Below are 12,413 nucleotides of genomic sequence, written 5' to 3' on the forward strand. Positions count from 1 at the left end.
CCGTGCGCTACGATGTGGTCACGATTTTCCCCGAGTATCTGGAGCCGCTGAAGCTGTCCCTGCTGGGTAAGGCACGCGAGAAGGGTCTGGTGGATCTGCACCTGCATGATTTGCGTGAGTACACGTTTGACCGTCACCGCACGGTGGATGACACTCCGTACGGCGGTGGCGCGGGCATGGTGATGAAGGCGGAGCCGTGGGGTTTGGCGCTGGATGAGGTGCTTGCCGCCTCCCCGCTGAACGCTTCCGAAGACTCTACTGAGGGTGCCGAGCCTGTCGAACCCGCCGCTGATACCCGCCCGCTGCTGATTGTCCCGTCCCCGGCAGGTGCCGTTTTCGATCAGGCGATGGCGTATGAGCTGGCGGAGGAGAAGCATATTGTCTTCGCTCCGGCGCGCTACGAGGGTATTGATGAGCGTGTGCTGGACTGGGCGCAGGAGAGCTTCCGCGTGATGCCCGTATCCCTGGGCGATTACGTGCTCTACGGTGGCGAGGTTGCGGTCATGGCGATGATTGAGGCTATCACCCGCCTGATTCCGGGCGCGATGGGTAACCCCGCCTCCCTGGAGGAGGAGTCGCATACGGGCGGTCTGCTGGAGTATCCGGTGTACACGAAGCCCGCGGTGTGGCGTGAGCGTGAGGTGCCGGAGGTGCTGCTGTCGGGTAATCACGGTGCGATTGCGCGTTGGCGTCGTGACCGTCAGATTGAGCGCACCCTTGAGCGCCGCCCGGACCTGTTGGAGGCGTACCCGGTGGAGCAGTGGGATAAGAAGGACCGCCGTTTCTTGGCTGAGCGCGGGGTGCATTTTGCGAACCCGCCGAAGGCGGCTCAGAAGAAAGCAAAGAAGAGCCCCGCAGTGCAGGCTGATACCGCCGCTCAGGCGGATACCGCACCTCAGGGTGAATCTACTCAGCCCGATACCGCCCAGCCCGAGGCAAATTCCTAGGCCTCGAATAGGCGCTCGCGAGCGCCTCGTAATCCTCTGAATGGGGGTTAGCGTCATATAACTGTTAGTTGGCGCTGACCCCTATTTTTTGTGCCCGTGAACCGTTATTCTGAGGGTAACCTCGCTAAGAACATAGCCTATCTATAGGTGGCGCGAGGTGGTAATACGCTTTCATCGTTGAAAGCACGTACTCAACAGAAGGAGGACACATGTCCGTTGTTAAGGTTCACCGTCTTGCTGTCGTTGGCGACAACCAGGCTGAGCTGGAGAAGCGCTTCGCAGCTGCCCGCCACATCGCTGACTCTTTCCCCGGCTTTGAGGGTTTTGAGCTGTGGCGCCCCCTGGATGAGGGCGGCGACTACTTTGTGGTGACCCGCTGGGTTGATGAGGCAAGCCACGATGCGTACGCGGCGGCTCGTCGTGAGCGTGACCCGAATACTGTTGTCTCTCACGCTGATGGCACCATGAGCTTCGAGAAGGTGGAGTTCGACGACTAACATCTGTGTTTGTCTGCGTCTGACCGGATTTATGGCTGAAGCCCATGTGAGATAAAGAATTTATCTCATATAGTGAGGGGTCGCACTGACTTTTCTGAATATTGCTTTAAGTGGGTATTAGCCCATGTGGAGGCGGTATAAGGAAGGGTCAGCGTGGCCCCTCCTTGATTTTTCGGGGCATAAAATCTGCAGGTATTTCGTGGTTATTGGATATGTGGGTTCGGCGCTATAAAACACCTGAATTATGGTCAATAAATGCCCTCTATATCCTTCAATCCGAAAGTGACACTTTAATGCAAAAAGGTTATTATTGTTCCCGAGAGCACACTTCGTCCGTGCCGGTAGTTCGGGCGAGGACAGCGATCCCCTCTCGGCTACATCGCATGAGACAGCCGAGTCACTCAAGGGAATATTCAGCGCACCCGTGTGAGTACCTCCTCTGCATAGGAAGGTCTGGCAGGGGAGCCGACTCAACTATCACGTATTCACACAAGTGGTGCATGGTACTGGACCCCGCAATATATGGGATGGGAGCTTGGTGGTTCGAGCGTTCATCGTGGTTGATGACCCTCCCAGTCGCGGATAGAAAAGTGCTTTGCTTAGCGGGTGAGCGATTCGGTGGTCCGGACCGAGGCTCACCCGCTCCGCTATTTAATGACGAAAATTCTGGCGGATTATTCCCACCTGATGGTTTTAGCCTAGTGCTTTTCGGGTACCGGGCGCTCGCGGAACTCGATGGGTCGCTTCGCCTTGGGTAACGAGTACATGACGCGCAGGTACGCATCCTCGACCAGCTCTTCTAGCACCCGCTCGGTGACACCCTCACCGGCACCCACGGAAATCCAGTGCCTCTTATTCATGTGCCATGCCGGGATGATACTCGGGTAGATGCGCCGCAGCACCTCGGATTCTTCCGGGTCGGTTTTGAGGTTCACGATGGGGTAGCCGATACCCTCCGTGTACATGGCGAACATCTTGCCGCCGATGCGGTACACCGTGTGCTCGGGCCCGAACGGCTGGTCGGAGGTTGCCAGAGGCATGGCGAGCGCGAGGCGGTGCAGGGTCTGCTCCAGGTTCTCGGGTCGCAGAAGTTTGGGGGAGGGGTTTGTGCTCATAGCTTCGAGTCTAGTGCCCCGCACGGTACCCCGCCTAGCACGCAACCTAAAACTCTCGTACTGCCCGGCAAATCCACGCTAAAATAGGTAACTATGGCTGAATTTATTTATCAGATGATCAAGGCCCGCAAGACTGTGGGCGACAAGGTCATCCTTAACGACGTGACGATGTCGTTCTTCCCCGGCGCCAAGATCGGTATGGTTGGTCCGAACGGTGCGGGTAAGTCGACCATCCTGAAGATCATGGCTGGCCTCGACCAGCCCTCCAACGGTGAGGCGCGCCTGACCGCAGGCTACACCGTGGGCATCCTCCTGCAGGAGCCGCCGCTGAACGAAGAAAAGACCGTTCTGGGCAACGTTGAAGAAGGCGTGGGCGAAATCAAGTCCAAGCTGGACCGCTTCAACGAAATCTCCGCCCTCATGGCTGAGCCTGACGCTGACTTCGACGCCCTCATGGAAGAAATGGGTCAGCTGCAGGAAGCTATCGACGCCGCTAACGCATGGGACCTGGACTCCCAGCTGGAGCAGGCAATGGAAGCGCTGCGCTGCCCGCCCGCTGACATGCCCGTCACCCACCTCTCCGGTGGTGAGCGCCGCCGCGTGGCACTGTGCAAGCTGCTGCTGCAGAAGCCCGACCTGCTGCTGCTCGACGAGCCCACCAACCACCTGGACGCAGAGTCCGTGCTCTGGCTGGAGCAGCACCTGCAGTCCTACGAGGGTGCCGTCATCGCGATTACCCACGACCGTTACTTCCTCGACCACGTGGCAGAATGGATCGCCGAGGTTGACCGCGGTAACCTGTACCCCTACGAGGGTAACTACTCCACCTACCTGGAGAAGAAGCGCGCCCGCCTCGAAGTTCAGGGCAAGAAGGACGCTAAGCTCGCTAAGCGCCTGAGCGAGGAACTGGACTGGGTCCGCTCCAACGCTAAGGGCCGCCAGGCTAAGTCGAAGGCTCGTCTGGCACGCTACGAGGAGATGGCTGCGGAGGCTGAGAAGACCCGCAAGCTTGACTTCGAAGAGATTCAGATTCCTCCGGGACCCCGCCTGGGTAACGTCGTTATTGAGGCTGAGAACCTGCAGAAGGGCTTCGACGGCCGTTCCCTGATTAACGGTCTGTCCTTCTCCCTGCCCCGTAACGGCATTGTGGGTGTGATTGGTCCGAACGGTGTGGGTAAGTCCACCCTGTTCAAGACCATCGTTGGCCTGGAGCCCCTCGACGGCGGCGAGCTGAAGGTCGGCGAGACCGTGAAGATCTCGTACGTTGACCAGAACCGCGCGAACATCGACCCGGAGAAGAGCCTCTGGGAGGTCGTCTCTGACGGTCTGGACTACATCCAGGTCGGCAACGTTGAAATGCCTTCGCGTGCGTACGTTTCCGCGTTCGGCTTCAAGGGCCCGGACCAGCAGAAGAAGGCGGGTGTGCTCTCCGGTGGTGAGCGCAACCGCCTGAACCTGGCGCTGACCCTCAAGCAGGGTGGTAACCTGCTGCTGCTCGATGAGCCCACTAACGACCTGGACGTTGAGACCCTCGCATCCCTGGAAAATGCGCTGCTGGAATTCCCCGGCTGCGCCGTGGTCGTCTCTCACGACCGTTGGTTCCTGGACCGCGTGGCAACCCATATCCTGGCGTGGGAGGGCACCGACGAGAACCCGGATCAGTGGTACTGGTTCGAGGGTAACTTCGAGTCCTACGAGAAGAACAAGATTGAGCGCCTCGGCCCCGAGGCCGCCAAGCCGCACCGCGTGGTGCACCGCAAGCTGACCCGATAGGGTTTAGTTCGGTAGCGAGCCCCGCCTCCTGCGCTGTTGAAGCGTGGGGAGGCGGGGCTTTGCTGTGCCCGCTAGATGCCATATGCGCTGGATGCCGTACGCGCTGTGTGTACTGGATGCTGCGCGCGTTGGCTGCTGTATGTGCTGGCGAGGGGAGGGTCGCGTGTTCGCCGGTAGAAATAGTTCGCTCAGTGGCGACCGATATATCGTGGCGGACTTCATATTTACGGTTTATAATGGGTATGTGCGTAAGTACAACTGACACATGTGATTACGAAGAGAAGAGCATTATGCTTTCAAAATATAACTGGATGTCCTTGGTTACCGGTCTGTTGCTGATTGCAGCGGCAATCTACATGTTCGCCAATCCCGCTATTCCGCTGGTAGTTCTGGGTTATGTGTTCTCCATTTCGGTGTGGCTTGGTGGCGTGTTTGAACTGGTACGTTACTTCGGCACGCCAAAGCAGGCACGTACCGGCTGGGACCTGGTTGACGGCATCTTGACCGTGGTGGCTGGCCTGATTCTGCTGACTGCCTCGGTGGGTGCACAGGCAACCTTCATCCCGACCATTGTGGGTACGTGGATGATTATGTGGGCGCTGATTCGTCTGATGACTGCCCAGGGCGTGAAATACCTGAGCTACGCCGCCGGACGCCACCTGCAGCTCTCTGCTATTGGTACCCTTATTCTGGGCTTGCTCGTGGTGCTGTTCCCGATAATCTACGGCGTGGCGGCAGTATGGATGGCAGCACTGGGTCTTCTGGTGACCGGTCTGGTATTCGTGGGTGACTTCTTTGTTTCCCGCCGCACCAAGAGCACCGTGCACATTTCCCCGGACGGTGTGATTGACGGCGAAGCTAAATAAGAGCTTCCAAACGGCTTCTAGACCGTACACTAGAACATAAGAAAGACCGTGTGAGACAACCACCTCACACGGTCTTTCTGTATGCTCTGCCAGGTTCGCCTGACGCCTTCCGGTAGTCCTAGCGGTGCTCTGCTTTATCGATATTCCGGCAGGCGGAACATCATTTCCTGCGCCACGGTCGCCACCAGCTCACCGGAACGATTGAAAATCGAACCCTGCGCGAGCATCCTGCCGCCCTGCGCGCTCGGGGAATCCAGCACGTACAGCAGCCACTCGTCGGCGCGCGCCGGGCGGTGGAACCACATCGCGTGATCCAGCGAGGCGCTCTTGAGGCCCGGTTCCAGCCAGAACTTGCCGTGACGACGCAGAGCAGGCTCCAGCGGCAGGTAATCCGAAGCGTAGGCGATAGCGGCGCGGTGCTCCGCCTCCGACGCCTCAGAACCATCAGCATGCACCAGGCGGTCAAAGGTCTTGAACCACACGCAGGCACGCGGCTGTGTCGAGGAGGCATCCGGCTGAGTGTACAGGGGCGCATCCACGTGGCGCATATCAATCGGACGTTCCCACGCTACCGCCTGTGCAATGGGGTGGGGGAGCTGGCCCAGATAATCGCTGACCTTCGGAAGGGACTCGGGGTCCGGAACCTCCGGCATGGTGACCGCGGTGTGCTCCGGGCCGCGGCTATCCGCCTGGAAAGACATAATTGCAGAGAACATGGGCGCCTCATCCTGGAACACCTGCACGCGGCGGGTCGAGAAGGAACGGCTATCATTCAGACGCTGAGCGGCAAAGAACAGTTCACGCTCAATATCGCCGGGACGCAGAAAATAGGCGTGAATCGAGTGGATGTACTTGCCCTCCACCGTGCGGTCGGCGGCAATAATCGACTGGGCAAGAACCTGACCACCGAAAGTACGCGGCTGCTCGCGGGTGAGCGTCACGCCGGTAGACACTTCATCACTACCGAAGGAAGCGGGCGCCGCCTCCACGGGGGAGAGGTCCAGCATCCGCATGAGGTTTTGGGTCACAGTGGGCTTGGTCATGGTTTTATTCTCGCACGTTTTCAATGAACCGGTTTCTGGCGTAGAGTGGGAGAGCATACTCTGAGACAACCACGACAGGTTGATTCGGAACATTGACTAGGAACAACGGCCCGGATTATCGATCTGGATGAACAATCCGGAACGTTCCCCTAACACACCATCGCACGATATCACCCACCAACTTGCCACCGAGCAGGCCAACGCCGAAAAGGAGCAGAAATGACTACGCCGTCTGAAACCACCCCTGACACCGCACAGGACAACGCTCCCGACCAGAACAGCGCACCGAACGCGGCGGCACCCATTGAACTCAAGTACAACCCCCACGAAGGCGTGGAGGAACCCTTCCTGATTCTGCCCGGCGGCGCGCAGGGTGCCGCAGTGGTGAAGGACCTTGCCACCTACATTTCTCGCGCCCTGGCGGTGAACCCGGACGCCGCTATCCGCCTGACCGCGCGCGGCCACGTGGTGGCGGTATTCGCCTGTTCCCTGGAGCCGGAGGACGCCTCCTCGGACACCCCGGTCATCATGGGTCTGCGTGCCCTGCACCTGCTGGCTGACTCCACCCTGGACATGACCGTACAGGCGCAGGCGCTGCTGGACCGTCTGGCGCGTCTGCAGAAGCAGGCAGAAGAACAGGGCAACGAAGAGAACTCGCAGCTGGTGCTGTTCATGCCGCCGGTGACCGTCAACGCTAGCTGGGCTGGCAAGTCAGCCCCGCTCAGCGGCTGGTACGAGGTTGGTACCGTCCCGATTGAAGAGTTCCACCGCGCCACCGCAGAAGGTCTGGAGGCGGTAGAACGCGCCCTGCCCGAGAACCCCGGCGCTGCTGTGCTTTCCACGGTGCGCTCGCGTATTTGGTCCTCCGACATGGTGCTCGAGTACCTACCCGAGTTCGATACCGTGCTAGTACCGACCGGCGCGGCATTCGCCCTGCGCGTGTTCGGTTTCATCCCGGAAGGCTTCACGGGCGATCTGCCGCTGTTCGCTGCGCACGTAGGTTCGGAGGAGTGGCTGCGCATTGTGGCGCCCGCCGGTATGGTGCTGGTGCGCCGCGGTTCCGGTTCGCTGCTCTAACTTTCCTCGAGACATTTCTAGACTTTTTACGCTGGTGGTGTGGGCTCTTAGCCTGCGCCACCAGCGGTTTTTCTAGGGGCAATGAAATAAAGATGACGAGCTTAATATGACGCTCGATGAGGCATTACTTTACAAAAATAGGGTATTCTAGAAAAACTACGCCCTTTCACCGGGGCGTCTTTGACACACCGATTACCAGCCACACCGCACGGGAACTCTTCCGCCGCGCCCTCACCAGGCGCATTCTTCCCGTACGGATCGAAAGTGAGACCTATATGGATCTGATTGCAGTCGACATTGACGGTACCCTTGCCAGCAACCGAGATCAGATGGATAAGTACCTGACCGGTTTCTTCGCAAGCAACCGCCGATTCTTCAAGGCCATCCGCAACGCCACGGTCAATGTTGAAGTTGCCGACCGTGTTCGCGAAATCACAGCAGACACCGGCGCAGAGGTCGTAGTAATTACCGGCCGCGATGGCACCTACATGAAGGAATTGAACCAGTTCATCGCCCGCGCAGGTCTGGAACCCAAGCACGTGTTCGCTAAGCCCGGCAACGACGGCTCCAACAGCCCCGCATGGAAGGACTCCGTCATTGAGTCCCTGATTGCTGACGGCAACCGCATTATCCACGCTTTTGAAGACACCGACCACGAGGTGTACCTGCGCCGCGGCATTCCCGTCACCTGGGTCGCCCCGATTCGCGACTACATTGGCGAATGGCACTACGAGTCGATCGACATTGACCCGGTCGCCTGGGCTGCCGAGCAGCGTGAGAAGGAAGCCGCTCGTGAGCGTCAGAAGCGTCGCCTTGCGGAGGGCGTGCTCGCACACCAGAAGGCCGAGGCGAAGGAACGCCAGGCAAACGTCGCGGCATAAAACCCGCACACCAACTTGAGAGCTGCGGTGGGTAACCCACTCAAACGAATGAGGCGCCGGAAGGATTCAATCCTCCCGGCGCCTCATTCTAATGCTATATGCGTTGATCGAAGCTGATGTACTCGGCTGATTACACAGTTAGTTTACGCGGTGCCGAGCAGTTCACGCAGACGAGTCGCAAAGGGGCCCGCCAGCTTATGGTGCGCCTTCTCCTTCAGATGCACGCCATCAGCCATGTCACCCTCAGCCAGGTAGAGGCTCTGCCAGCCCGAGGTGTCCATGAACAGCACGCCGGTCTCGCGGGCACCCTGCCTTGCCACCTCGTTTGCCACGTGACGCTTATGCGCCACCTGCTTATCCGGTGCAGACGCCTCATTCATAGACACCACACCACCGAACACAATCTTCGACGACGGGTACATACGTCGCAGCTGCTCAATGACCTGAGTCTGGTGAGCGTTCACGTGCTCGCGCGCCTTCGTCTCATCCTCGTGAATGTAAATGTCATTGCCGGAGGCGTCCAGGTAAATCACGCCGGGGTTACCGCTCGGCAGAGCCCAACGGCCACCCATCACACCCTGATAGTAGGAGGGGCACACACCCTCGCGGGCAGTCACAAAACCGATGCCGCCGCAACGGAACAGGTACGGGACGAAACCTGCCTGCTTCAGACCCAAACCAACCCAGGAGGTTGCGGTCACCTGCGAGTCACCAATCACCAGGGCATCCTTAGCGCCAAGAACATTGGTGTTACGCGGCAGACCGTTCGCCTTATCCCAGTAGAGTTCAGCCTTCTCAAACTTGGTGTACAGAACGCCCTTCTTGGATCGCCAGCTCACCGGCAGACCCTCCCAACCGGCAAAGTCGCTGTACCCACGCTGCTTCCACCAGTGCTCGTAGACGCCGGATTCCACCGCAACCGGACCGTACTTGGGGGTGTACATGACCACGCCACCCTTGAACTGCTGAACCAGCATGTCGGCGGCATCAGCGGAGGTGGGGAACGGCGCCTGAATCTCACCGGTTGCCTGCGCACCCTCCTTGCCGAAGGCGTTCTGCGCGGTGCGTTCCATCTTCTGCGCCGGGGTGGTCGGTTCCGGAGTCGGCTCGGGGGAGGGGGACTCGCTGGGGCTTTCCTGGGCCGACTGGGTAGGCTCGGCGCCCGTAGCAGCGGTAGCGGCGGTGCTACCGGGTGCGGTGAAGCCTCCTGCGGAGTACATGCCAAAGGAACCGGCGGCAACCACAGCAAGGATTGTGCCGGTCAGAGAAACTTTCGCGATAGGAGACTTGATAGAAGGCATGCACAACAGTATACGATAGGCGCAACCCCAAGTAGAGAGCTTTTGAGGGATATTCAAATGAAAATAACAAAAAATATGCACCGCAGTGACAAGAATTAGACTCGGTGTGCAAACCTGTATGCAAACCGGTGTGCAACTTGGGGCACAACTCAAAATAGAACCGGCATAAACCCCCATATAGAAACGTCCCCTCCCACCCCGAATCGGGGTAGAAGGGGACGAATAAAAACCTATGAGAGCAGGCAATGAACCCGCCTCAGCTCACAAGCATTGTTAGATGTCAGCCGCCTGAACCTTCAGCGCACGAGCCACGCCGTCGCGTGCCTCCGCAATCTGACGGTACAGAGCCGCAGCATCCTCAGGCAGAGAAGCCAGGTACGCCTCGGTACGCTCCAGCAGCTCAGCGGTCGGCTCGCTCGGGTACATGCCACCAATAATCTGCATGGAAATCTCGTGCGAACGCGAACGCCAAATACCCTCAATCTGCTCGAAGTACGGCTCATCGTACTGGGCAATCAGCTCGGGCTTGCCGGACTTGAAACCGGAAATAGCGTAACGCTGAATCATGTTCGACAGTTCGCCGGTCACCATGATCTTGTTCCAGTACTCAGCCTTAGCCTCCGCGGTCGGAATCGACGCGTATGCCTGAGCGGCGTACTGCTGACCGTTCGCGGTGTTGTCGTTCTCCAGCTCCGCAGCAATCTGCTCGGCGGAGAAACGGCCACCGGTAGCCAGGCGGCACACCAGGTTCCAACGCAGGTCAGCGTCAATATCCAGGCCCTCAAGGGTCAGCTCACCCTCGAAGAGACGCTGCACGTTGTCGTACTGCTCCTCGGTGCGGGTCTGGTTGATGAACGCCTGCAGCAGCTGCAGCTGAGCATCCGAATCGGGCTCTGCAACGCATGCCAGCTCCCAGAGACGGTCAGCGGCACGGTGGCGGGTCTCCTCGCGAGCCTCAGGAGCCACGAAGGAGTGCAGGGTAGCGGACAGGTTGTTGATCTGGGTGCGCAGAGCGGTGGAGTTGGTCTCCTTACCGATGTTGTTCAGCACCAGGTCAACGTACTTACGTGCCGGCATCTGAGCGTCACGCACGGTATCCCAGAGCGAACCCCAGACCACGCCGCGAGCCACGGACGAATCAATGTCGCCCAGGTGCTTGATAGCGGTCTCGATGGAACGCTCGTCCAGGCGAATCTTGGCGTACGCCAGGTCCTCATCGTTCAGCAGCAGCAGGTCGGGGCGCTTCTTACCGAGAGCCTCCTCAACCACGGTCAGCTCGCCGTCAATGTCCAGCTCGATGCGGTCGGTGCGGGTCAGCTTGCCGTCCACCAGGTTGTAGAAACCAATTACGGCACGGTGCGGGCGCAGGGTCTCGAAGCCCTCAGCGTAGGACTGGCGGATACCCAGGTTCGAAATGTTGCCAGCCTCGTCGTTCTCAATCTCAACGGCGAGAGTGTTCACACCAGCGGTCTCAAGCCACTTAGCGCTCCACGCACGCACGTCACGGCCGGAGGTGCGCTCCAGCTCAACCAGCAGGTCGTCAAGAACGGTGTTGCCCCAGCTGTGCTTATCGAAGTACACCTTCAGAGCAGCCATGAAGTTCTCCTGGCCAACCCACGCCACCATCTGACGCAGCACCGAAGCGCCCTTCGCGTACGTAATGCCGTCGAAGTTCACCTGAACATCGGCAAGGTCACGGATCTCAGCCACAATCGGGTGAGTCGAAGACAGCTGATCCTGACGGTACGCCCAGGTCTTCTCCGACGCGGCGAAGGTGGCCCACGCCTCCTTCGCGTAGCGGGTGTTCTCCGCAGCAGCCAGGGTCGACATGAACTCAGCGAAGGACTCGTTCAGCCACAGGTCGTTCCACCACTTCATGGTGACCAGGTCACCGAACCACATGTGAGCCAGCTCGTGCAGAACGGTGATAGCGCGGCGCTCACGCAGAGCCTCCGCAACCTTGGAGCGGAAGACGTAAGTCTCCAGATAGGTCACGCAGCCAGCGTTCTCCATCGCACCGGCGTTGAACTCGGGCACGAACAGCTGATCGTACTTCTCGAACGGGTACGGGGTCTTGAACTGCTCCTCGTAGAACTCGAAGCCCTGACGGGTCAGCTCAAACATGTCCTCAGCATCCACAAACGGCATGAGGGACTTACGAGCGTACACGCCCAGCGGAATCACTCGACCTTCAGAGTTAGTCAGCTCGCTGGTGACCTTCTCGTAGGGGCCAGCCACAATCGCGGTAATGTACGAAGACATGCGCGGGGTCGGCTTGAAGAACCAGGTCTTCGCACGGCCGCAACCGCACTCCTTCTCCTCAACCTTCACCTCGGGCTGGTTAGACACAACCACCCAGTGCGAGGGAACGCGCACAATAAACTCGAATTCAGCCTTCAGGTCGGGCTGCTCAAAGACGGGGAACACGCGGCGGGAGTCCGGCACTTCAAACTGGGAGTACAGGTACACTTCGCCGTCGGCGGGGTCCACGAAACGGTGCAGACCCTCACCGGTGTTGGTGTAGAACATCTCTGCGTCAATGACCAGGGTGTTCTCAGCAGCAAGGTTCGGCAGCTGGATGCGCTCGCCGTCCGCCAGGTCGGTGCTCAGCTCTTCGCCGTTGAGGTTAATGGACTTGACCGAGGAGGTGATGGCGTCAATGAAGGTGGAGGCACCTTCCTGAGCGTCGAAGCGAATTTCAACCTTCGAGGAGAAGACGTCTTTGTCCTTCGGAAGGTCGAGTTCAATACGGTACGAGTGCACGCGCTTAATAATGGATGCGCGTTCGATTGCCTCATTGCGGGTTAGGTTCAGGCCGGGCATACAGCTCCCTCTCCTTAGATGTGAATAGCGTGCCGTGTTGACACGCCCTGTCATGGTGCGCTGGTTCCCGAGGTGCGCGGCTCCTGCGAC

The 12,413-nt window shown here is 59.2% G+C and carries 10 protein-coding genes; 6 read left to right on the plus strand and 4 right to left on the minus strand.

The annotated features are described in order from the left end of the window. Positions 1–2 precede the first annotated feature (2 nt). Entirely contained in the window at positions 3–947 is a 945-nt protein-coding gene (gene trmD / locus HMPREF2919_RS04155) for a tRNA (guanosine(37)-N1)-methyltransferase TrmD (protein ID WP_070666377.1), read from the plus strand. 209 nt (positions 948–1,156) lie between these two features. Next, complete coding sequence (locus HMPREF2919_RS04160) at positions 1,157–1,444, plus strand: antibiotic biosynthesis monooxygenase family protein (RefSeq protein ID WP_012903365.1); 288 nt, start codon at positions 1,157–1,159, stop codon at positions 1,442–1,444. A gap of 698 nt (positions 1,445–2,142) precedes the next feature. On the opposite strand, the gene HMPREF2919_RS04165 is transcribed toward HMPREF2919_RS04160, so the two are convergent. Further along, entirely contained in the window at positions 2,143–2,559 is a 417-nt protein-coding gene (locus tag HMPREF2919_RS04165) for an MmcQ/YjbR family DNA-binding protein (RefSeq protein WP_070593405.1), read from the minus strand. 93 nt (positions 2,560–2,652) lie between these two features. On the opposite strand from HMPREF2919_RS04165, the gene ettA reads away from it, so the two are divergent. Both ettA and HMPREF2919_RS04175 read left to right on the plus strand, forming a co-directional pair. Beyond that, the gene (gene ettA, locus HMPREF2919_RS04170) at positions 2,653–4,332 is read left to right on the plus strand and encodes an energy-dependent translational throttle protein EttA (protein ID WP_049345637.1); all 1,680 of its coding nucleotides are present in this window, start codon (positions 2,653–2,655) and stop codon (positions 4,330–4,332) included. Between the two features lie 290 nt (positions 4,333–4,622). Then, positions 4,623–5,198, plus strand: coding sequence for an HdeD family acid-resistance protein (locus tag HMPREF2919_RS04175; RefSeq protein WP_135007788.1), 576 nt, complete (start codon positions 4,623–4,625; stop codon positions 5,196–5,198). A gap of 134 nt (positions 5,199–5,332) precedes the next feature. Here HMPREF2919_RS04175 and HMPREF2919_RS04180 read toward each other — a convergent pair whose 3' ends face one another. Then, positions 5,333–6,241, minus strand: a complete 909-nt coding sequence (locus HMPREF2919_RS04180; protein WP_049352423.1) for an acyl-CoA thioesterase — start codon at positions 6,239–6,241, stop codon at positions 5,333–5,335. Between the two features lie 219 nt (positions 6,242–6,460). Here HMPREF2919_RS04180 and HMPREF2919_RS04185 point away from each other — a divergent pair, with 219 nt between their 5' ends. Next, positions 6,461–7,318 (plus strand): DUF8185 domain-containing protein, encoded by an 858-nt coding sequence (locus HMPREF2919_RS04185; protein ID WP_070666381.1) that lies wholly within the window; start codon positions 6,461–6,463, stop codon positions 7,316–7,318. A 275-nt stretch (positions 7,319–7,593) separates the two neighbouring features. After that, positions 7,594–8,199: a phosphatase domain-containing protein gene (locus HMPREF2919_RS04190; RefSeq protein WP_049345629.1), complete on the plus strand. Its 606-nt coding sequence runs from the start codon at positions 7,594–7,596 to the stop codon at positions 8,197–8,199. Between the two features lie 143 nt (positions 8,200–8,342). Here the strand turns inward: HMPREF2919_RS04190 and HMPREF2919_RS04195 are convergent, their stop codons facing one another. Together HMPREF2919_RS04195 and pepN are read right to left on the minus strand one after the other, a co-directional pair. Next, positions 8,343–9,500 carry an SGNH/GDSL hydrolase family protein gene (locus tag HMPREF2919_RS04195; protein ID WP_246824047.1) on the minus strand — a complete coding sequence of 386 codons (1,158 nt, stop codon included), beginning with the start codon at positions 9,498–9,500 and terminating at the stop codon, positions 8,343–8,345. Between the two features lie 273 nt (positions 9,501–9,773). Then, positions 9,774–12,323 carry an aminopeptidase N gene (gene pepN / locus HMPREF2919_RS04200; RefSeq protein ID WP_049345623.1) on the minus strand — a complete coding sequence of 850 codons (2,550 nt, stop codon included), beginning with the start codon at positions 12,321–12,323 and terminating at the stop codon, positions 9,774–9,776. Positions 12,324–12,413 lie beyond the last annotated feature (90 nt).

Origin of the sequence: Rothia sp. HMSC068E02, assembly GCF_001813565.1 — a bacterium.
Lineage (GTDB): Bacteria > Actinomycetota > Actinomycetes > Actinomycetales > Micrococcaceae > Rothia.

Excerpts from the sequence above, each read along its gene's own strand:
- HMPREF2919_RS04165 (WP_070593405.1), bottom strand. The coding sequence starts at position 2,559 with ATGAGCACAAACCCCTCCCCCAAACTTCTGCGACCCGAGAACCTGGAG.
- HMPREF2919_RS04160 (WP_012903365.1), top strand. The coding sequence starts at position 1,157 with ATGTCCGTTGTTAAGGTTCACCGTCTTGCTGTCGTTGGCGACAACCAG.
- HMPREF2919_RS04175 (WP_135007788.1), top strand. The coding sequence starts at position 4,623 with ATGCTTTCAAAATATAACTGGATGTCCTTGGTTACCGGTCTGTTGCTG.
- HMPREF2919_RS04190 (WP_049345629.1), top strand. The coding sequence starts at position 7,594 with ATGGATCTGATTGCAGTCGACATTGACGGTACCCTTGCCAGCAACCGA.
- pepN (WP_049345623.1), bottom strand. The coding sequence starts at position 12,323 with ATGCCCGGCCTGAACCTAACCCGCAATGAGGCAATCGAACGCGCATCC.
- ettA (WP_049345637.1), top strand. The coding sequence starts at position 2,653 with ATGGCTGAATTTATTTATCAGATGATCAAGGCCCGCAAGACTGTGGGC.
- HMPREF2919_RS04185 (WP_070666381.1), top strand. The coding sequence starts at position 6,461 with ATGACTACGCCGTCTGAAACCACCCCTGACACCGCACAGGACAACGCT.
- HMPREF2919_RS04195 (WP_246824047.1), bottom strand. The coding sequence starts at position 9,500 with ATGCCTTCTATCAAGTCTCCTATCGCGAAAGTTTCTCTGACCGGCACA.
- HMPREF2919_RS04180 (WP_049352423.1), bottom strand. The coding sequence starts at position 6,241 with ATGACCAAGCCCACTGTGACCCAAAACCTCATGCGGATGCTGGACCTC.